At 64.8% G+C, this 20,118-nt stretch carries 19 protein-coding genes; 6 read left to right on the top strand and 13 right to left on the bottom strand.

Features of this window, described 5'->3' with window-relative positions; translation table 11 throughout:
- The first annotated feature begins 110 nt into the window (after nucleotides 1-110).
- Nucleotides 111-998, top strand: a complete 888-nt coding sequence (locus ACVJ5M_RS08970; RefSeq protein ID WP_063981004.1) for a TauD/TfdA dioxygenase family protein — start codon at nucleotides 111-113, stop codon at nucleotides 996-998.
- A 175-nt stretch (nucleotides 999-1,173) separates the two neighbouring features.
- Here ACVJ5M_RS08970 and ACVJ5M_RS08965 read toward each other — a convergent pair whose 3' ends face one another.
- A complete protein-coding gene (locus tag ACVJ5M_RS08965) occupies nucleotides 1,174-1,818 on the bottom strand; it encodes a YqgE/AlgH family protein (protein ID WP_063981003.1) in 645 nt (214 codons plus the stop codon).
- Nucleotides 1,819-1,960: 142 nt separating this feature from the next.
- Here ACVJ5M_RS08965 and ACVJ5M_RS08960 point away from each other — a divergent pair, with 142 nt between their 5' ends.
- The 3 genes from ACVJ5M_RS08960 (at nucleotide 1,961) to ACVJ5M_RS08950 (ending at nucleotide 5,508) form a co-directional block, all read left to right on the top strand.
- Nucleotides 1,961-2,800, top strand: a complete 840-nt coding sequence (locus ACVJ5M_RS08960; RefSeq protein WP_063981002.1) for a protein-disulfide reductase DsbD domain-containing protein — start codon at nucleotides 1,961-1,963, stop codon at nucleotides 2,798-2,800.
- Nucleotides 2,801-3,125: 325 nt separating this feature from the next.
- Nucleotides 3,126-4,493 (top strand): flippase, encoded by a 1,368-nt coding sequence (locus tag ACVJ5M_RS08955; RefSeq protein ID WP_428841268.1) that lies wholly within the window; start codon nucleotides 3,126-3,128, stop codon nucleotides 4,491-4,493.
- A gap of 190 nt (nucleotides 4,494-4,683) precedes the next feature.
- Nucleotides 4,684-5,508, top strand: coding sequence for a sulfite exporter TauE/SafE family protein (locus ACVJ5M_RS08950; protein ID WP_283017999.1), 825 nt, complete (start codon nucleotides 4,684-4,686; stop codon nucleotides 5,506-5,508).
- A 163-nt stretch (nucleotides 5,509-5,671) separates the two neighbouring features.
- On the opposite strand, the gene ACVJ5M_RS08945 is transcribed toward ACVJ5M_RS08950, so the two are convergent.
- The 12 genes from ACVJ5M_RS08945 to cysG form a co-directional block, all read right to left on the bottom strand.
- Nucleotides 5,672-6,460 (bottom strand): 3-hydroxybutyrate dehydrogenase, encoded by a 789-nt coding sequence (locus ACVJ5M_RS08945; protein WP_028157423.1) that lies wholly within the window; start codon nucleotides 6,458-6,460, stop codon nucleotides 5,672-5,674.
- A gap of 1 nt (nucleotide 6,461) precedes the next feature.
- A complete protein-coding gene (locus ACVJ5M_RS08940; protein ID WP_063980999.1) occupies nucleotides 6,462-7,637 on the bottom strand; it encodes a DUF3734 domain-containing protein in 1,176 nt (391 codons plus the stop codon).
- A gap of 78 nt (nucleotides 7,638-7,715) precedes the next feature.
- Nucleotides 7,716-8,219: a CAP domain-containing protein gene (locus ACVJ5M_RS08935; RefSeq protein WP_063980998.1), complete on the bottom strand. Its 504-nt coding sequence runs from the start codon at nucleotides 8,217-8,219 to the stop codon at nucleotides 7,716-7,718.
- Between the two features lie 96 nt (nucleotides 8,220-8,315).
- The gene (locus tag ACVJ5M_RS08930) at nucleotides 8,316-9,350 is read right to left on the bottom strand and encodes a sulfate/molybdate ABC transporter ATP-binding protein (protein WP_063980997.1); all 1,035 of its coding nucleotides are present in this window, start codon (nucleotides 9,348-9,350) and stop codon (nucleotides 8,316-8,318) included.
- A complete protein-coding gene (gene cysW / locus ACVJ5M_RS08925) occupies nucleotides 9,340-10,251 on the bottom strand; it encodes a sulfate ABC transporter permease subunit CysW (RefSeq protein ID WP_063980996.1) in 912 nt (303 codons plus the stop codon). Before cysW ends, ACVJ5M_RS08930 begins: the two co-directional genes overlap by 11 nt.
- Nucleotides 10,252-10,260: 9 nt before the next feature.
- A complete protein-coding gene (gene cysT, locus ACVJ5M_RS08920; RefSeq protein ID WP_071916676.1) occupies nucleotides 10,261-11,097 on the bottom strand; it encodes a sulfate ABC transporter permease subunit CysT in 837 nt (278 codons plus the stop codon).
- Nucleotides 11,098-11,130: 33 nt separating this feature from the next.
- Nucleotides 11,131-12,132 carry a sulfate ABC transporter substrate-binding protein gene (locus ACVJ5M_RS08915; RefSeq protein ID WP_028148402.1) on the bottom strand — a complete coding sequence of 334 codons (1,002 nt, stop codon included), beginning with the start codon at nucleotides 12,130-12,132 and terminating at the stop codon, nucleotides 11,131-11,133.
- Nucleotides 12,133-12,256: 124 nt separating this feature from the next.
- Nucleotides 12,257-12,988, bottom strand: a complete 732-nt coding sequence (locus tag ACVJ5M_RS08910; protein WP_063980995.1) for a phosphoadenylyl-sulfate reductase — start codon at nucleotides 12,986-12,988, stop codon at nucleotides 12,257-12,259.
- Complete coding sequence (locus ACVJ5M_RS08905; RefSeq protein ID WP_063980994.1) at nucleotides 12,985-13,500, bottom strand: DUF934 domain-containing protein; 516 nt, start codon at nucleotides 13,498-13,500, stop codon at nucleotides 12,985-12,987. The genes ACVJ5M_RS08910 and ACVJ5M_RS08905 overlap by 4 nt, the downstream gene beginning before the upstream one ends.
- Nucleotides 13,487-15,142, bottom strand: a complete 1,656-nt coding sequence (locus ACVJ5M_RS08900) for a nitrite/sulfite reductase (RefSeq protein WP_063980993.1) — start codon at nucleotides 15,140-15,142, stop codon at nucleotides 13,487-13,489. Before ACVJ5M_RS08900 ends, ACVJ5M_RS08905 begins: the two co-directional genes overlap by 14 nt.
- Nucleotides 15,143-15,172: 30 nt before the next feature.
- Entirely contained in the window at nucleotides 15,173-15,481 is a 309-nt protein-coding gene (locus ACVJ5M_RS08895; protein WP_071916679.1) for a DUF2849 domain-containing protein, read from the bottom strand.
- On the bottom strand, nucleotides 15,478-16,902 hold the full coding sequence (cysG, locus tag ACVJ5M_RS08890) for a siroheme synthase CysG (protein ID WP_063980991.1): 1,425 nt from the start codon (nucleotides 16,900-16,902) through the stop codon (nucleotides 15,478-15,480). The genes ACVJ5M_RS08895 and cysG overlap by 4 nt, the downstream gene beginning before the upstream one ends.
- 236 nt (nucleotides 16,903-17,138) lie before the next feature.
- Between cysG and cysD the strand changes: the two genes are divergently transcribed.
- Together cysD and cysC are read left to right on the top strand one after the other, a co-directional pair.
- Nucleotides 17,139-17,933 carry a sulfate adenylyltransferase subunit CysD gene (gene cysD, locus ACVJ5M_RS08885; protein ID WP_063980990.1) on the top strand — a complete coding sequence of 265 codons (795 nt, stop codon included), beginning with the start codon at nucleotides 17,139-17,141 and terminating at the stop codon, nucleotides 17,931-17,933.
- 20 nt (nucleotides 17,934-17,953) lie between these two features.
- The gene (cysC, locus tag ACVJ5M_RS08880) at nucleotides 17,954-19,870 is read left to right on the top strand and encodes an adenylyl-sulfate kinase (RefSeq protein ID WP_063980989.1); all 1,917 of its coding nucleotides are present in this window, start codon (nucleotides 17,954-17,956) and stop codon (nucleotides 19,868-19,870) included.
- Nucleotides 19,871-20,118 lie beyond the last annotated feature (248 nt).

Below are 20,118 nucleotides of genomic sequence, written 5' to 3'. Positions count from 1 at the left end.
CCATGACGCTTAAGAGATATGCGCGCCGAGCGTTGACAACGCCGGTCGCGGGAGTAGCTTTTTCACCGGCAGAGCGGGACCAACCGCTCGCGGTTCGCGGGAGAAACACCATGACGATCGCCATCCGGCAGCTTCAGAAACATTTTGCCGGCGAGGTTTCCGGCCTCGACCTGCGAAAGCCTCTCACCGAGGCCGAGGCGCGCGAGGTCGAGGCAGCCATGGACAAATATGCGGTGCTGGTCTTCCACGACCAGGACATCACCGACGAGCAGCAGATGGCCTTCGCGCTGAATTTCGGCCAGCGCGAGGACGCGCGCGGCGGCACCGTGACCAAGGAAAAGGACTACCGGCTGCAATCGGGCCTCAACGACGTCTCCAATCTCGGCAAGGATGGCAAGCCGCTGGCGAAGGACAGTCGCGCGCATCTGTTCAACCTCGGCAACTGCCTGTGGCATTCCGACAGCTCGTTTCGCCCGATCCCCGCAAAATTCTCGCTGCTGTCGGCGCGGGTGGTGAACCCGAAGGGCGGCAATACCGAGTTCGCCGACATGCGCGCGGCCTATGACGCGCTCGATGACGACACCAAGGCCGAGATCGAGGATCTCGTCTGCGAGCACTCGCTGATGTATTCGCGCGGATCGCTCGGCTTCACCGAGTACACCGACGACGAAAAGCAGATGTTCAAGCCGGTGCTGCAACGCCTGGTGCGCACCCATCCGGTGCATCGCCGCAAGTCGCTGTACCTCTCATCGCATGCCGGCAAGATCGTCAGCATGAGCGTCCCCGAAGGCCGGCTGCTGCTGCGCGATCTGAACGAGCATGCGACGCAAGGCGAGTTCGTCTACGTCCACAAATGGAAGCTGCATGATCTCGTGATGTGGGACAACCGCCAGACCATGCATCGCGTCCGCCGCTACGACCAGTCCCAACCCCGCGACATGCGCCGCGCGACGGTGGCGGGGACAGAGCCGACGGTACAGCAGCAGGCGGCGGAGTAGGCGGCACACCCCGCTGGACGTGGTCATCGCCCGGCTTGACCGGGCGATCCAGTACTCCGAGACGGTTGTGATGGAATCGATAGGCCGCGGCGTACTGGATGCCCCGGTCAAGCCGGGGCACGACAGCGGAGGGTGGCGCAGGACACCGCAAACCGTCGCAGCAGCTGCTACACAGCTACGCGTGTCCCGCATCGTTCGAGAGCATGCCGGGATCGATGCCGATCTTGCGCAGCGCACGTCCGTACTTCTCGTCGACATCGTCGCCGAAGATCAAATCCGAATCCGCATCGCAATGCAGCCAGCCATTGCTCTGGATTTCGGTCTCGAGCTGGCCCGGCGCCCAGCCGGCATAACCAAGCGCGAGGATGGCGTGCTTCGGGCCGGAGCCGTTGGCGATCGCCCGCAGGATGTCGACGGTCGCGGTGAGGCAGACGCCGTCGTCGATCCGGAGCGTCGCGTTCTCGATGTAGAAATCGCTGGAATGCAGCACGAAGCCGCGGCCGGTATCGACCGGCCCGCCACGCAGCACCTTCATGCTTTCGGCGTTCTCCGGCAGCTTGATGTGCTCGCCCTTCTTGATGATGCCGAGCTGCTGCAACAGCTCGGGGAAGTCGATGCTGCCGGCGGGATGATTGACGATGATGCCCATCGCGCCCTCGGCGGAATGCGCACAGAGATAGATCACCGAGCGCTCGAAGCGCTCATCGCCCATCACGGGCATCGCGATCAGGAGCTGGCCGTCGAGATAGCCGGCCGAGCTGGGAAGCGCGGGGGCCGCGCTGCGGGTGCTTTCGCCCGTCCTTTTGCCTGTGGGAGCCATCGGTGAAGCACTCCGGTTTCGATTCCTATCCTGATGTCGGGCCGGGCTGCTGTCAAATCAAGGCTTGCATAGACTTGATTCAGGTGCATCCATCACAAGCAATTCAATGGTTTGCCCAGGGGCGACCCTGTAAAGACGTGCCATGCTGACAAGAGTTCCCCTGCATGCGGCGTTTGGCGTCGCAACAACCCTGCTTGCGTCGTCGATGACGCTCGCAGCGCGCGCCGACGACGCTTCGCCCTGGCAGCGCGACGGCCATTCCGCAGTGCGATTGCTGGCGGGATCGCGCAGCGGCGCCGTCCTGCTCGGCGGTATCGCCTTCCAGCTCCAGCAGGGATGGAAGACCTACTGGCGCATCCCCGGCGATTCCGGCGTTCCGCCGCGGTTCGATTTCTCCAAATCGGACAATGTCGAAGCGGTGACGGTGATGTGGCCGGCGCCGCTGAAATTCGATGACGGTGCGGGCGGGCATTCGATCGGCTATCACGGCCAGGTCGTGCTGCCTCTGCGCATCGTGCCCAAGGCGCCCGACAAGCCGGTGACGCTGCGCGCCGAGATCAACTACGCCGTGTGCGAGAAGCTCTGCGTTCCCGTCGAGGCCAATGTCGAGCTCGGCTTCAACAACGTCGCCTCGACCGAGGACGCTAATCTGCGTGCTGCGCTCGACACCGTGCCGAAGCCTGCCACGATCGGTGATCCCAATCCGCTGACCATCCGCGACGTCAAACGTGACGGTCCCAAGAATGTCGTGGTCGACGTGGTCGTGCCTGACAGCCGCGGCGTCAATTTGTTCGTGGAAGGGCCAACGCTCGATTGGGCGTTGCCGATTCCGGCGCCGGTCGAGCGCAGCCCACCCGGCGTGCAACGATTTTCCTTCGAGCTCGATGGACTGCCACCGGGCGCCAAGCCCGACGGAGCGGCGTTGAAGTTCACGCTCGTCGCGCCCGAGAAGTCGTACGAGTTCAATACGAATCTGGAGTGAGCCGGAGCTGAGTTGCGCTGCCAGCGCCCCATATTCAGCTGTCGTCCCGGGGCGCGCGCAGCGCGAGCCCGGGACCCATAGCCACAGGGAGTGGTTTGGCGAGGACTCGGAGTTACCAGCCAGCGCAACAATTTCTCCCTGGGGTTATGGGTCCCCGCCCCCCGTGCGCAATTGCGCACTAGGCGGGGACGTCGCTGGTGGCTGGAGCGGCAGCATGCCTCACCCAACCCAATCTTAACGAATGGTTGCTAATCCCCAAGGGCTACCGCATCAGGCCTGCCGCAGCATGCGGGACGCCTGATACGGACGCCCTGGGGATCTCGAATTGGCCGTGATGGATGCAGAACCCGCAACGACCGGACCTGCCGGCCTCATCGCGCGGCTGCGCGCGAAGCTGATGGGCGGGTCGAACGAAGCGTCGCTGACGCGGCGGTTGGCCGGCACCATCTTCATCATCCGGGTGATCAGCGCGGGCCTCGCCTATTTCTCGCAAGTTCTGCTCGCGCGCTGGATGGGGACGTCCGACTACGGCATCTATGTCTATGTCTGGACCTGGGTGTTGCTGCTCGGCAGCATGATGGACTTCGGCATCTCGGCCTCCGCGCAAAAGATCATTCCCGAATATCGCACCAGCGGCGAGCATGCGCTGCTGCGCGGCTTTCTCTCCGGCAGCCGCTGGCTGACCTTTGCCGCGTCCACGCTGGTGTCGCTGGGGCTCGCCGGAATCGTCAAGCTGCTCTCGCCCTGGATCGATCCGGCCGAGGTGCTGCCGCTCTATATCGGCTGCATGACGCTGCCCGCCTTCGTCGTCGCCAACACCCAGGACGGCATCGCGCGCTCGCATGACTGGATGCAGCTCGGTCTGATGCCGCAATTCATCATCCGCCAGGCGCTGATCATCGGCATCACGGCCGCGGCCTTCCTGCTCGGCTATCATCTCGGCGCGGTCGCCGCGATGGTCGCGAGCGCCGGCGCGGTGTGGATCGCGATGACCGGGCAGATGGTGGTGCTGAACCGCAAGCTCGCCGATCACATCGAGCCGGGCCCCAAGACCTACGACATCGGCGGCTGGCTCGCCGTCTCGCTGCCGATCCTGCTGGTCGAGAGCTTCTACCTGCTGCTGTCCTATACCGACGTGCTGGTGCTTCAGCAGTTCCGCCCATCGGACGAGGTCGGTGTCTATTTCGCGGTGGTGAAGACGCTCGCCCTGGTCTCGTTCATCCACTACGCGATGTCGGCGACCACAGCGCACCGCTTCGCCGAATACAACGCGCTCGGCGACAAGGCGCGCCTGTCGGCCTATGTCGCGCATGCCATCAACTGGACGTTCTGGCCGTCGCTGGCAGCGACCATCGTGCTGCTTGCGCTCGGCAAGCCGCTGCTCTGGCTGTTCGGCCCGCAATTCACGGTCGGCTACGACATCATGTTCGTCGCCGCGATCGGCCTCGTGGTGCGCGCCGCGATTGGACCGGTCGAGCGCCTGCTCAACATGCTCGGCCAGCAGAAGATCTGTGCGCTGGCCTATGCGCTGGCGTTCGTGATGAACCTCGTGCTCTGCATCGCGCTGGTGCCACGCTTCGGCGGTCACGGCGCCGCGGCCGCGACCTCGATCTCGCTGACATTCGAGACGGTGCTGCTGTTCTGGATCGTGCGCCAGCGGCTCGGCCTGCACGTGCTGGCGTTTGGCAAATAGGCGCTGCCACCCGGGTTGCCGGCCTGGAGAATGGCTGTTTCGCGCCTTGCGCGGCGGCGACTGAAACCCCCTCCCCGCCCACCGTCTGTCGCAAGATTTTTCTTATTCAACCGAAGCGATTGCGTTTCAGGGAAATTTTATTCTACGTCATATTGCTCAACCGACGAGATAAACCTAAGATTCCCCAGACATGATTGATCCGCTCTATGTCGCCTCCGGATTTGGCGTCGGCCTGCTTGTCGGGATGACCGGCGTGGGTGGCGGCTCGCTGATGACGCCGCTGCTGATCCTGCTGTTCGGCATCCACCCCTCCACCGCCGTCGGCACCGACCTGCTCTATGCCGCCGCCACCAAGACCGGCGGCAGCGTGGTGCATGGCTGGTCGCGGAGCGTGCACTGGCCCGCCGTGCTGCGGCTCGCCTGCGGCAGCATCCCGGCGAGCGCGCTGACGCTGCTCGTGCTGTGGAAGCTCGACCTCAGGAGCGATTCCGAGCGCAGCCTGGTCAATCTGGTGCTGTGCTTTGCATTGCTGCTGACCGCGACATCGCTGATCTTCCGCAAGGCCCTCATGGAGCGCTATCGCGGCCGGCTGGAACGTGTCGACGATCGTACCACGGCGATCGCGACCGTCGTCACCGGCATCGTGCTCGGCGTGCTGGTGTCGATCTCGTCGGTCGGTGCCGGCGCGGTCGGCGTCACCGTGCTGCTGCTGCTCTATCCGCGCCTGCCGATGGCGACCATCGTCGGCTCGGACATCGCGCATGCGGTGCCGCTGACGCTGGTTGCCGGGGCCGGACATTGGGCGCTCGGCGATGTGGATTGGGCCCTGATGGGCGTGCTGCTGCTGGGCTCGCTGCCCGGCATCATCGTCGGCAGTCTCAGTGCGACGCGCGTCCCCGAGACGGTGCTGCGCCTGACGCTTGCCTGCGTGCTGTTCGTGGTCGCCAGCAAGATCATGTTCGCGGAGCTGAACCTGTCGTCCGCGATCGTGACGGCGCTGGCCTGGACGCATTAGGCCAACCACCCGCCCTAGCTGTCATCGCCCGGCTTGACCGGGCGACGACCAAGGGCGGGATCGTAGGGTGGGCAAAGCGAAGCGTGCCCACCGTTTCTCCTCAATCGCGGGAGGATGGTGGGCACGGCGCTGACGCGCCTTTGCCCACCCTACGGCTGGAGCCTTACTCCGCCGTCCAGCCGCCGTCGATCGACAGGTTGGTGCCGGTGATCTGCGCGGCATCGTCGCCGCACAGGAACAGCGCGAGGGCTGCGACCTGCTCGGAGGTGACGAACTCCTTGGTCGGCTGCGCGTCGAGCAGCACGTCGTTGATGACCTGCTCGCGCGTGAGGTTGCGCGCCTTCATCGTGTCGGGGATCTGCTTCTCCACCAGCGGCGTCCAGACATAGCCGGGGCTGATGCAGTTGCAGGTGATCTTGTGGGTCGCGACCTCGAGCGCCACGGTCTTGGTCAGGCCGGCGATGCCGTGCTTGGCCGACACATAGGCGGACTTGAAGGGCGAGGCGACCAGCGAGTGCGCCGACGCCGTGTTGATGATACGGCCCCAGCCCTTCTTCTTCATGCCGGGCACCGCCGCGCGGATGGCATGGAAAGCCGAGGACAGGTTGATCGCGATGATCTGGTCCCATTTCTCAACCGGGAATTCCTCGATCGGCGAGACGAACTGGATGCCGGCATTGTTGACGAGGATGTCGACCGAGCCGAACGACTTCTCGCCGAGCGCGATCATCCCGGCGATCTCGGCGGGCTTGGTCATGTCGGCCGGCGAATACACCGCCTTCACGCCGAAGTCGGACTCGATCTTGGCGCGTTCCTTCTCGATGTCCTCCGGCGAGCCGAAGCCGTTGATGACGACATTGGCGCCGGCGGCGGCGAAGGCGCGCGCATAGGCGAGCCCGATGCCGCTGGTCGAACCGGTCACGACGGCGTTCTTGCCTGACAGACTACCCATGTTATTCGCTCCTTTTTGGCGGGGGCGCGGTGACGTCCCCCGTGAGATCGTAGGTCACCATGGTCTCGCCGGACTGCGGCCGCTCGAGCCAGTCCTTGTGGCGCATCGACAGATGCACGTCGCGCACGCCGGCTTCCCAGTGCTCGACCATGGCGACATGCGAGAAGTCGTAATCCTTCGACGAGGATTCGTAGTTCTTGCTGCGATAGATCAGATGCACCACGGTGACGGTGCTTTCGCGCGATACCTTCGCGAGGAATTCCACGGAAGGATCATTCTTCAGATAATCGGGCAATTTGGAAATCAGATCGCGCACGGCCCGGCGGGCGTTGTGGATCTGCTTGTTCTTGTCGGTGTTCATCCGCGTGCGGCTGGAGAAGCGGATGTCCTTCTCGCGCTCGGTCGCCTCGAGCAGCGAATTCGGCAGATCGCCGCGGGCGCTGAACAGATCGACCTGGAAGATCAGCATGTCGCGAGCGACCTCGGCATCGAGCACGTAGTCGAGCGGCGTGTTGGAGGCGATGCCGCCGTCCCAATAGTGCTCGCCTTCGATCACGACGGACGGAAATCCCGGCGGCAGCGCGCCGGAGGCCATGATGTGCTCGGGGCCGATGGTCTTGCCGAGCTTCTTGAACTCGTAATTGTCGAAATATTTGAAGTTGCCCGAGGTGACGCCGACGGCGCCGACCGACAGGCGCGTCTTCAGATCGTTGATGCGATCAAAATCGACCAGGCGCTCCAGCGTCTTCTTCAGCGGCGCGGTGTCGTAATAACTCTCGGCCTGCTTGGTGCCGGGCGGCCAGAGCGGCGCGGGCGGAATGCGCGGCGTGAAGAAACCGGGCACGCCGAAGGTCGCGATCAATGCGGCACTGGTCGAATTGAACAGCTCGCGGCTGTGATCGCTCTTGCCGATCGGCTTCCACGGCACCGGCGCCGACACCATCTCCCAGAATTCCTTGAGCCGCTTGACGCGGGTCTGTCCCTCGTTGCCGGCGATGATGGCGGCGTTGACCGCGCCGATCGAGATGCCGGCGACCCATTCCGGCTCGAAGTCGAAATGGCACAGCGACTGGTAGGCGCCGGCCTGATAGGAGCCGAGCGCCCCACCGCCCTGGAGGACCAGGACGCGCTGCGCCTTCGCGGGGACTGTTGCGACTTCCGGGCTATGATCTGTCATCTGGGAACAATAGCAAAAGGCGAGCCACCGTGGCGACAGTCCGCCGCGGCGTCAATGCATCCCGGGATCAAGTCTGGCTTATCGGGGGTCGGTCGAGGCCAGGATCATGGTCCAGAACACCTTGTATTTGGTGCCGGGAGCATAGCCCGCCGCGATGCCCAGTTTTGTGACACCGCTCTTGAGCATGTTGGCCCGGTGCGGAGGCGAGTCGCGCCAGCCGGAAAACGCTTCCGCCAGCGTATGATAGCCCGCCGAAACGTTCTCGACCGCCACCGTCGCCGGATAGCCGCCCGCGCTGAGGCGCTTGGCCAGCGGGGCGCGGACATCATGGTCCATCTTGTTGGCCGCCGCCATGGCCTGGGACTGGGATTCGGCGAGCCGCATCAGATCGGGGTCGATCACGACGGTGCCGAGGGCGTTGTTCTGGCGGTATTGCGAGATCATGATCGCTGCCGCCTGCGCATCGAGCTTGGTGCCCGGGACCGACATGTCGGCATACATCGACGGCTGCTGGACCGGTGCTTCGTTGCCGGCGCAGCCGGCGAGAAGCAAAGTGATGAGTATTGCGGCCGCAGCGCGCATGTTCAGGGGCCCCCAAATGAGGGGCCGTTGTTGCATACCAACCGTGGCTGAAAGGTGAATATTGAGGAAGATTTGAGCTTTCGGCCGAGGCGCCTACTAGCCCGCAAATATCCGGTAGCGGCGCGGTTCGAGGCCGATCGTGTCGCCGGCGCGCAGTTCCCTGTCGCGGGGGGCGTCGATCTCGATGGTCTCGCCGCCGGATAGCGCCACCTCGGCCCGCTGCACGGGGCCGAAATTCCGGACGTGCTGCACAGCGCCCTCGAAGGCACCGCTTCCGGGCGGGCCGACCAGCATATCATGTCGCCGCACGAACAGTTTTGACGCGCCAGACACCAAGCCGTCTGCTGCAAGATTGAGTGGGCGGTCGCCGAGCCTGATGACGCCGCCTTCGACCTGGACCGGCAGCTCGATGGATTCGCCGATGAAGCCGTGGACGAAGGCGGTCGCCGGGCTTTCATAGACGTCGTCGGGCGAGCCGATCTGCTCGATCCTACCCTTGTCCATCACCACGACGCGGTTGGCGACTTCGAGCGCCTCCTCCTGGTCGTGGGTGACGAAGATCGAGGTGACGTTGATCTCCTGGTGCAGCGAGCGCAGCCATCGGCGCAGCTCCTTGCGCACCTTGGCATCGAGCGCGCCGAAGGGCTCGTCGAGCAGGAGGATGCGCGGCTCGATCGCGAGCGCGCGGGCGAGTGCGATGCGCTGGCGCTGGCCGCCGGAGAGCTGGCTCGGATAGCGGTCGGCGAGCCAGTCGAGCTGCACGAGATCGAGCAGCTCCTTGACGCGCGCACGAATGGTGGACTCGTCCTTACGGCTGGCGCGCGGCTGCACGCGCAGGCCGAAGGCGACGTTCTCGAACACCGTCATGTGGCGGAACAGCGCGTAGTGCTGGAACACGAAGCCGACGTTCCGTTCGCGCGCGCCCCGCGCCAGCGCATCCTCGCCATTGAAGGAAACCTCGCCGGAATCGGGCCAGTCGAGGCCGGCGATGATGCGCAGCAGCGTGGTCTTGCCGGAACCGGACGGACCGAGCAGCGCCAGCAGCTCGCCATTGTCGACCTTGAGATCGACGCCGTCGAGGGCTTTGAAGCTGCCGAACTGCTTGACGAGATTCCTGACTTCAATGGTCACTTGCGTCGTGTCCTTCGTCGAGGTGACGTTCGAGAACGGTCTTGGCGATCAACGTGATCAGGGCCAGCATCGCCAGCAGCGAGGCGATCGCAAACGCAGCGACGAACTGGTACTCGTTGTAGAGAATCTCGACCAGCAGCGGCATGGTGTTGGTCTCGCCGCGGATGTGTCCGGATACCACCGACACGGCGCCGAATTCGCCCATCGCGCGCGCGTTGCAGAGCAGGACGCCGTAGAGCACGCCCCATTTGATGTTGGGCAGGGTGACGCGGAAGAAGGTCTGCAGGCCGGAGGCGCCGAGCGAGATCGCGGCCTCCTCCTCCTGCGTGCCCTGCTCCTGCATCAGGGGGATCAGCGCGCGCGCCACGAACGGGAAGGTCACGAAGGTGGTGGCGAGCGCGATGCCGGGCACCGCGAACAGGATCTGGATATCGTGATCCCTAAGCCAGCTGCCGAAATATCCCTGCGCGCCGAACAGCAGCACGAAGACGAGGCCCGAGATCACCGGGCTCACCGAGAACGGCAGGTCGATCAGCGTGATCAGGAAGGTCTTGCCGCTAAACTCGAACTTGGCGATGGCCCATGCCGCGACGAGGCCGAATACGAGATTGAGGCCGACCGAGATCGCCGCGACCAGCAGCGTCAGCTTGATCGCAGCCAGCGCCTCCGGCTCGGCGAGCGCGGACAGATAAGCGAGAACGCCTCTCGAAAAGGCCTGCGCGAACACCAGAACCAGCGGCAGCACGACGAAGACGCTGAGGAAGACCACCGCCAGCGCAATGATGGCGATACGTATTGCGGGCGGCTCGGTGCGGAGGCTGTCCCGGGCGGCGGCCGCGTGGGCACGCGCGCGCGCATCGGTCGAAGGCAGCGAGACGGAATCTGCGATCTGCATCGTCATGATCTGCCCTCAGCGCGCCGGGATCCGGCTCTGCGCCCAGCGCTGGAGCCGGTTGACGGCGAAGATGATGACGAAGGAGACGACGAGCATGACCACCGCGATAGCGGTCGCGTCGGCATAGCGGAATTCGGACAGCCGGATCACGATCAGGAGCGGCGCGATCTCGGAGACATTAGGCAGATTGCCGGCGATGAAGATCACCGAGCCGTATTCGCCGACCGCGCGGGCGAAGGCGAGCGCGAGGCCGGTGAGCAGCGCCGGTCCGAGCGAGGGCAGGATCACGCGGATGATGGTCTGCCAGCGGCTGGCGCCGAGGCTGCCGGCGGCCTCCTCGATCTCGGGGTCGAGGTCCTGGAGCACCGGCTGCACGGTGCGCACCACGAAGGGGATGCCGATGAAGATCATGGCGACGAAGATGCCGATCGGCGTGAATGCCACCTTGATACCGAGCGCTGCGAGCGGCGCACCCAGCCAGCCCGTCTCGGCAAACAGCGCCGTCAGCGCCACGCCGGCGACCGCCGTCGGCAGCGCGAACGGCACGTCGACGATGGCGTCGAACAGCCGGCGCCCGGGGAAGCGGTAACGCACCAGCGCCCAGACGATGATGCTGCCCATGACGAGATTGACGCAGGCCGCCGCAAAGGCGAGGCCGAAGGAGACGCGCAAGGCGTTGAGGGTGCGGCGGCTGGACAGGATGTTCCAGAATTGCTCGGGGCTCAGCTCCAGCGATTTCAGGAACAGCCCGGCCAGCGGAATCAGAATGATGATGGAGAGCCAGGAAAGCGTCAGTCCCATCGTGAGACCGAAGCCCGGCAATGTCCGTCGTCGTGCTGCAACTGCGCTCACCAGGCCCCCTGCTACTCCTAAGACGGCGCCCGATCAGTTCTTGTAGATCTGATCAAAGACGCCGCCGTCGGCAAAATGTTCCTTCTGCGCCTTGGTCCAGCCGCCGAAAACGTCGTCGATCGTGAACAGTTCGACCTTGGCGAAGGAGTTTTCGTACTTCTTGGCGATCTCGGCGTCGCGCGGACGGTAGAAATTGCGCGCGGCGATTTCTTGACCTTCCTTGGTATACCAATACTGGAGGTAGGCATCGGCCGCGTTGCGGGTGCCTTTTTTATCGGCAACCTTGTCGACGATCGCGACCGGCGGCTCGGCGAGGATCGATTGCGGCGGCGCCACGATCTCGAACTTCTGCGCACCAAACTCCTTCAGGGCGAGATAGGCCTCGTTCTCCCAGGCCAGCAGCACGTCGCCGACGCCGCGCTCGACGAAGGTCACGGTGGCGCCGCGCGCACCGGTATCGAGCACCGGCACCTGCTGGTAGAGCTTTCCGATGAAGTCCTTGGCCTTGTCGGCCGAGCCGTATTTCTTTTGGGCAAAGCCCCAGGCGGCGAGATAATTCCAGCGCGCCCCGCCGGAGGTCTTCGGGTTCGGCGTGATCACCGAGACACCGGTCTTGAGCAGATCGTCCCAGTCCTTGATGCCCTTCGGATTGCCCTTGCGCACCAGAAACACGATGGTCGAGGTATAGGGCGATGAATTCTGCGGCAAACGCTTCTGCCAGTCGGTCGCGGTGAGGCCCTTGTTCGCGACGGCGTCGATGTCATAGGCGAGCGCGAGCGTCACCACATCGGCCTGCAATCCGTCGATCACGGCACGCGCCTGCGAGCCGCTGCCGCCATGCGACTGCTTGATCTCGACGCTCTTGCCGGTTTCCTTTTGATAGGCATTCGCGAACGCCTTGTTGAACTCGGCATAGAGCTCACGCGTCGGATCGTACGACACGTTCAAGAGATTGATGTCAGCGGCGAGAGCCGAGCTTGCCAACAATCCAGTCAAGAGCAGCCCTGCCGCGAGCGGAACGATACGGCGCATCATGTCCATCTCCATTTACCTCGACGACGTCATCGTCATCGATGGCACGCGGGCATAACTCGGGGCGAAACGCTCTCAAGTCAACGGAACCGGATTTTCTTGTTCGTAGCCGGACAGCTCGACTGTGCTACGAAGTCTTCATCGTGTGGATGCCGCATTCTGTCTTGGCTCGGCCGCGCCAGCGACCGGCGCGTGCATCCTCGCCCTCGGCCGTTCTGCTGGTGCAAGGCATACACCCAACCGACAGGAAACCGGACTCCACCAACGGATGACGCGGCAATTTGGCGCGGACGAAGATGGCTTCGAGTTCCTCGCGCGAGACATTGGCAAAGGGGTTGAACTTCAACCGCGCGCCATCATCCTCGACCACCGGAATGTCGGTGCGCGCATTGCCCTGAAAGCGCTTGCGGCCATTGAGCCACGCATCGAACGGCTTCAGTGCACGCGCCAGCGGCTCGACCTTGCGGATGCGGCAGCAGGCGTCTGGATCGGAGAACCAGAGGTCGCGGTCGGGATCTTCGCGCGACAGCGTCTCCTCGACAGGCTTGATCGAGCGGACGTCCTTCAAGCCGAGTTCCGCGATCAGCGTGTCGCGATAGGCCAGCGTCTCCTCGAACAGCCAGCCGGTGTCGAGGAAGATCACGGGGATCGCCGGATCGACGTCGGCCATGACCTTCAGCAGCGTCGCCGATTCCGTGCCGAAGGACGACACCAGCGCAAGCTTCTCGCGCCCAACCGCCTTCAACGCCGCGGCAATGACTTCCGCAGGCGAGGCATCGCGCAACGCGCGATCGAGCTCCTCCGCCGAGGGCAGCGCGGACGCGGACACCGAAGCGACCTGGGGCGCGATTGCGTTCACGTGCCGACACCTTCGGAGTGACGCAGCTGCATCCGCCGGTGCAGCGCGGTGATGCGGCCGTCGCCGGTCGGCTGATAGAACACCGAATAGCGCTTCGCGGTCTGCATGAAGGCTTCCGCGTCGGCCTGCTTCTTGACCTCGAAGGAATCGAAGCCGGCACGCAGCATGAACACGAACTGATCGCGCAGCACCTGGCCGGTGGCACGCAAATCGCCGCGATAATTATAGCGCTCGCGCAGCAGGCGCGCCTGGCTGTAGGCGCGGCCATCGCGGAAGCTCGGGAACACCAATGCGACGACGGCGATCTTGCCGAGATAGGGCACGAGCTCGGCGATATCGCGATTGTTCGGCCAGATCACGCCGACCTTGCCGCCGCGCTTGAGCAGCGCGTCCGCATCGCTGAGGAAGCGCTCGGCCGGCACCAGGATGTCGCCGCCCTCGGGCAGCGGCGTGTCGACGGCAAGCTTGACGAAGCTGTCGTCGGCGATTTTTCCGCCGTTAACGAGTGGCATAGACGCGCTCCTTGAAGGGTTCGACGCCGAGGCGCTTCACCGTGTCGACGAACAGCTCCTCCGGCCGCTCGCGCAGCGCCAGATAGGCTTCCACGATGTCCTCGACGACGTCAGCGACCTCGTCAAACTTGACGCCGGGGCCGATCAGATTGCCAAGCGCGGCGCTCTCGTCGGCACGGCCGCCGATGGTGATCTGGTAGACCTCCTCGCCGTTCTTCTCGACACCGAGAATGCCGATATGACCGACATGATGATGGCCGCAGGCATTGATGCAGCCGGAGATGTTGATATGCAGCCGCCCGATCAGATTGGCGAGCTCATGGTTGGCAAAGCGCCGCGTCAGCTCCTGCGCGATCGGGATCGAGCGCGCATTGGCCAACGAGCAATAGTCGAGCCCCGGGCAGGCGATGATGTCGGTGATCAGGTTGACGTTCGGCGTCGCCAGCCCAAGCTTGTCGAGCGCCTTCCACAGCGCCGGCAGGTCGCGCTTGGCAACATGCGGCAGCGCCAAATTCTGCTCATGACCGACGCGGATCTCGCCGAAGGAATATTTGTCGGCGAGATCGGCCAGCGCATCCATCTGCTCGGCCGTGGCATCGCCCGGAGGCGCGCCGATCGGCTTCAGCGAGATCGTGACGATGGAGTAGCCCGGGTTCTTGTGCGCGGCGACCGAGTTCTTGCGCCACGCCTCGAAATCGGGATCGGCCGCTGCCTGGCGCAGCTCGTCCGGCATGTGCGGCAGCTTCTCGTAAGCCGGATAGATGAAGCGCGAGCGGATGTCCTCGATCACCTCGTCGTCGATCTGAAGCGAGGAGTTGCGGATATGCTGCCACTCCTCCTCGACCTCGCGGGAGAACTTCTCGATGCCGAGCTCGTGCACCAGGATCTTGATGCGCGCCTTGTAGATATTGTCGCGGCGGCCGTACTGGTTGTAGACGCGCAGGATCGCCTCGATATAGCTCAGGAGATCGCGGCCGTGGACGAAGTGCTTGATGGTCTTGCCGATGAACGGCGTGCGGCCGAGACCGCCGCCGACCAGCACCTCGAAGCCGGTTTCGCCCTTCTCGTTCTTGATCAGCCGCAGGCCGATGTCGTGGACCTTGATCGCAGCGCGGTCGTGATCCGAAGCGGTGATCGCGATCTTGAACTTGCGCGGCAGGAACGAGAACTCCGGATGCAGCGTAGTGTGCTGGCGGATCAGCTCCGACCAGATGCGGGGATCCTCGATCTCGCCCGGCGCGACGCCGGCCCACTGATCCGAGGTGACGTTGCGCATGTTGTTGCCGGAGGTCTGCATCGCGTGGATGCCGACCTCGGCGAGATCGGCCAGCGCATCCGGCAGGTCCGAAAGCTTGATCCAGTTGAACTGGATGTTCTGGCGCGTGGTGAAATGGCCGTAGCCGCGGTCATATTTGCGCGCGACATGGGCAAGCTGCCGCAACTGGTTCGACGCCAGCGTTCCGTAGGGAATCGCGACGCGGAACATGTAGGCGTGCAGTTGCAGATAGACGCCGTTCTGCAAGCGCAGCATCTTGAATTCGTCCTCGGTCAACTCGCCCGAGAGACGGCGTTGCACCTGGTCGCGGAATTCCGAGACGCGCTCGTTGACCAGCGTGCGATCGATTTCGTCGTAAGCGTACATGATTAAAGTGCCTTACAGCCCGACCTGCGATTAAACCGGCAAGTCGATGGTCACGCCATCGCGGCGGATCTGCTCGCGCAGATTTCCGGGCACGATCTTGCCGTCCTCGCCGATCTGGACCGGAGCGATATAGGGACCAATCGCGCCGACGTCATCGGCCACGGCCTCGGCGAGCAACGCTTTCGCCTCATCGGAGTTTCGCACGATCGCGGCGTCTGCGAGGTCAGCCGACCAGCCCTTGGCAGCGGTGCGGTAGACGACGACGCCATCCCAGGTACGGTTAGCGGTCACGACGGAGGAATCGCTGATTTTAAGTTTCTTTTGCAAGGGAGAGGTCATTCGGCAGCATCCAGGAGGTCAGAGATGATTTGTTTGGGTGTTTCGCGGCGAAGCGAGCCGGCATGCCGGACCACGTCGCCGATGATGAGGATGGCGGGACCGCCATGGGTCCGCCGCACGAGCTCGGGCAGGTCGCGCAGCGTGCCGATCGCGCCTTGTGCATCCGGCCGCGTGACGCGGGAGAATACGCCGACCGGCGTCTCCGGCGAACGGCCGGCCGCGAACAAGCCTTCGCGGATCGCCGGGGCCGCGGTCATGCCCATGTAGACCACGACGGTCATTTTGGTGTCGGTCAGCGTCGACCAGTCCACGTTCTCGGCATCGCGCGCCTTGTGCGCGGTGAGGAAGGTGATGCGGGTCGCCTCATGACGATAGGTGAGTGGCACCTCGAAATCGGAGGCGCCGCCGAGCCCTGCCGTGATGCCGGGAATGATCGAATAGGCGACGCCGGCCGCGCGCAGCGCTTCGACCTCTTCGCCGCCGCGGCCGAACACCAAGGGGTCGCCGCCCTTCAGCCGCACCACGCGCTGGCCGGATTGCGCGGCCTCGATCATGCGCTTGTTGATGGCGTCCTGGCCGATGCCGGGCTTGCCGACGCGCCGGCCGACCGGAACGCGCGTGGTGTCGCGGCGGATGCGGTCGAGAATTTCGCCCGAGACCAGTTCGTCATGAAAGACGATGTCGGCATCCTGGAGCGCGCGCAGCGCCTTGATGGTGAGAAGATCAGGATCGCCGGGCCCGGCGCCGACCAGCGCGACCGAGCCTTCCGGCTTGTCGGCACGCGCGAATGCGGACGGATCGGAGATCGCCCTGATCGCGGCGTCGGCCTCGCCCTTGCGGCCCGCGAGCACAGACGCGCCGATCGGACCGTCGATGACGCGCTCCCAGAAGCGGCGGCGCAGCGGAAACTCGGCGATGCGCTCGTTGATGGATTTGCGGAAGCCGCCGATGAACTCGGCAAGCTCGCCGATGCGGGCCGGCAGCAGCGCCTCGATCTTCTCGCGCACGCGCCGCGCCACCACCGGCGAGGTGCCGCCGGTGCCGACCGCGACTACGACATCGCCGCGATCGACGATCGCCGGGAAGATGAAGCTGGAATGTTCGAGATCGTCCATGACGTTGACGGGCAGGCCGAGCGCCTTGGCGCGGACCGACATGGCAACGCCGACATCGCCCGCGCCGGCGCAAACGATGGCAATGACGCCCGAGAGATCGGCGGTGAGCGGATCGCCAGTCGCGATTTCAATCCGCGCCGCGTCTTCGGAGCTGAGGCTCAGGTCCTGATTGCCGTCGATCGCATGCACGCGGATGCGCGCACCGGCAGCGGCGAGCACGCGCAGCTTAGCGCGCAAAAGCTCACCCGCGCCGATGAGGACCACCGGACCGGCCTTGAGATCGAGGAACACCGGCAAGAACCGCATGCGATACTCGCTTCCCCCACATCCGGGGTTGACTGGAATTATTTTCTATATATGTGTCGTTTCGAGCGCGCAAAGAGAAAATTTTTTCTTCTCTTCTGCACCGCAACTATAGAAAATTCGCCTCCAAACGCAAAGTGGCAGAGATGCATCTTCTCAGGACCGATTCCGGTGCAGATGGACGGGACTTCCGGGCTCCCGTTTCCGAGCAAATTCCCGTCGGGCTGACCGCCCCCAGCATGGACCATTTGGACCAGCTTGAGGCGCAGAGCATCTACATTTTCCGCGAGGCCTTCGGCCGCCTGAAGAAGATCGCCCTGCTGTGGTCGCTCGGCAAGGACTCCAACGTCATGATCTGGCTGGCGCGCAAGGCGTTCTTCGGCCGGCTGCCATTCCCGGCCCTCCACGTCGATACCGGCAAGAAGTTTCCGGAGATGTATCGCTTCCGCGATCACTACGGGAAAGAGTGGGAGCTCGACCTGCGCGTCGAACCCTGCCCGCCGATCGATGCCGTCGACCCAACGCTGCCGCCGGCGGCCCGTTCCGCTGCGCGCAAGACCGAAGGTCTGAAGATGGCGCTCGCCAAATTCGGCTTTGACGGCCTGATCGCCGGCATCCGCCGCGACGAAGAGGCGACGCGCGCCAAGGAGCGCGTGTTCTCGCCGCGCGGGCTCGAAGGCAATTGGGACGTGCGCGATCAGCCGCCGGAGTTCTGGGACCATTTCAACGCCTCGCCGCCGCAAGGCGCGCATTTGCGCATCCATCCGATCCTGCATTGGACCGAGGCCGACATCTGGGCCTACACCAAGCGCGAGAACATTCCGATCATCCCGCTGTATCTCGCCAAGGACGGCAAGCGCTATCGCTCGCTGGGCGATCAGGACATCACCAATCCGGTCGCGTCGACCGCGTCGACCATCGACGAGATCCTGGTCGAGCTCGAGCAGACCAAGGTGCCGGAGCGCGCCGGCCGTGCGCTCGACCACGAGACCGAGGACGCCTTCGAGCGTCTGCGCGTCGCCGGCTATCTCTGATTCAAGGACGCAACGCGGCTATGAACATGATCGTCACCCCCGCTTCGCCCGCCACTCCGAACGGCACCACGCGTCCGCAGGTCCGTATCGTGATCGTCGGCCATGTCGACCACGGCAAGTCGACGCTGGTCGGGCGCCTGCTGCACGAGACCGGCAGCCTGCCCGACGGCAAGCTCGAGATGCTGAAAGCCGTCAGCGCGCGGCGCGGCATGCCGTTCGAATGGTCGTTCCTGCTCGACGCGCTCCAGACCGAGCGCGATCAGGGTATCACCATCGACACCACGCAGATCCGCTTCCGCACCAATTCGCGCGACATCGTGCTGATCGACGCGCCCGGCCATGCCGAATTCCTGCGCAACATGATCACCGGTGCGTCGCAGGCGGACGGCGCGGTGCTGATCATCGACGCGCTCGAAGGCGTGCGTGACCAGACCCGGCGGCACGGCTATCTGCTGCACCTGCTCGGCGTGAAGCAGGTCGCGATCGTCGTCAACAAGATGGACCGCGTCGATTTCAGCGCCGAGCGCTTCAAAGAAATCAGCGACGAGATTTCGGCGCATCTCAACGGCCTCGGCGTGACGCCGACGGCGGTGATCCCGATCTCGGCCCGCGATGGCGACGGCGTCGCGGAGCGCACCGACCGCATCGGCTGGTACAAGGGTCCGACCGTGGTCGAGGCGCTGGACCAGCTCGAGCCGGCGCGTCCGCTGGAAGCCCTCGCCCTGCGCCTGCCGGTGCAGGCGATCTACAAGTTCGACGACCGCCGCATCGTGGCGGGCCGCATCGAATCCGGCAGTCTCATTGCCGGCGACGAGATCGTGATCATGCCGGCCGGCAAGATCGCCAGGATCAAGACGGTCGAAAGCTGGCCGGTAACGCCGGTCGCCGGACGGCAGGGCGCGGGGCGCTCGGTCGGCATCACGCTCGACCGCGAATTGTTCATCGAGCGCGGCGACATCGTCGCGCATGTCGGCTCCGCACCGCGCGAGACGCGCCGTCTGCGCGCGCGCATCTTCTGGCTGCACGACAAGCCGCTCGCCAAGGGCGACCAGCTGCTGGTCCGCTGCGGCCCGAAGGAAAGCCGCGCCACCGTCGTCGCCATCGAGAAGGCGGTCGATCCCGGCGAGCTGTCGAGCGTCGAGAACAAGGCGATCGGCCGCAACCATGTCGGCGAGATCGACATTTCTCTTTCGAGCCCAATTGCCGCCGATCCCTACACCGAGAATCCGCGCACCGGCCGTCTCGTGATCGAAGTCTCGGGGCGCATCGCCGGCGGTGGTCTCGTGCTGTCGGTCGATGCCGGCCAGCGCGCCGTGCCGGTCGACATCGTGCCGGTGGAATCGGCGCTGCGGCCCGACGAACGCTCCGCGCGCTACCGCCACAACGGCGCCGTGGTCTGGCTCACCGGCCTGCCGGCGTCCGGCAAGTCGACGCTGGCGAAGGCGCTGGAACGTCGGCTGTTCACCAATGGCGGCTCGCCGATCCTGCTCGACGGCGACACGCTGCGCGCCGGGCTCAACAACGATCTCGGATTCTCCGCCGCCGACCGCAGCGAGAACATCCGCCGCCTCGCCGAAGTCGCGACCCATCTCGCCCGCAACGGCCACATCGCGATCGTCGCCGCCGTCTCGCCGGCACGCGAGGACCGCGCCACCGCGCGCCGCATCGCCGACACCGCGTTCCGCGAGATCCATGTCGCGACGCCGGCAGAGGTCTGCGAGGATCGCGATCCCAAGGGCCATTACAAGAAGGCCCGCGCCGGCGCGCTGGCGTCGTTCACCGGCATCGGCAACGACTACGAGCGACCCGAGGCTGCCGAGCTCGTGATCGACACGTCGGCCCGCACGGTTGCCGACGCCGCGGACGAGATCGAACGGATGCTGAAGACCACCGGCGTGCTGTTCGACGAGCTCGTGGACCTCGCCGCGAATATTTGAGCGCGCGCTCTCCACGAGAGACGCCGCGCTCTGTCCCCACGCTCTACTGCGTTCCCTCCCCCCTTGCGGGGAAGGGCTAGGGAGAGGGGTCCACACGGGGACTCTCTCCATCAGCGCGAGCACTCCGCTCCGTCGAATTCAGGCACACCTTTTCCTGGGCTACCCCTCTCCCCCGCCCTCCCCCGCAAGGGGGGAGGGAGCGCATCTGTGCGCGTGGCGCTAAGCCGGGCTGAAGCGTTTGTAAAACG

This window comes from Bradyrhizobium sp. S3.7.6 (assembly GCF_054061875.1).
Note: the sequence above shows the minus strand (reverse complement) of the source record. Positions and strands in the feature narration are given on the sequence as shown.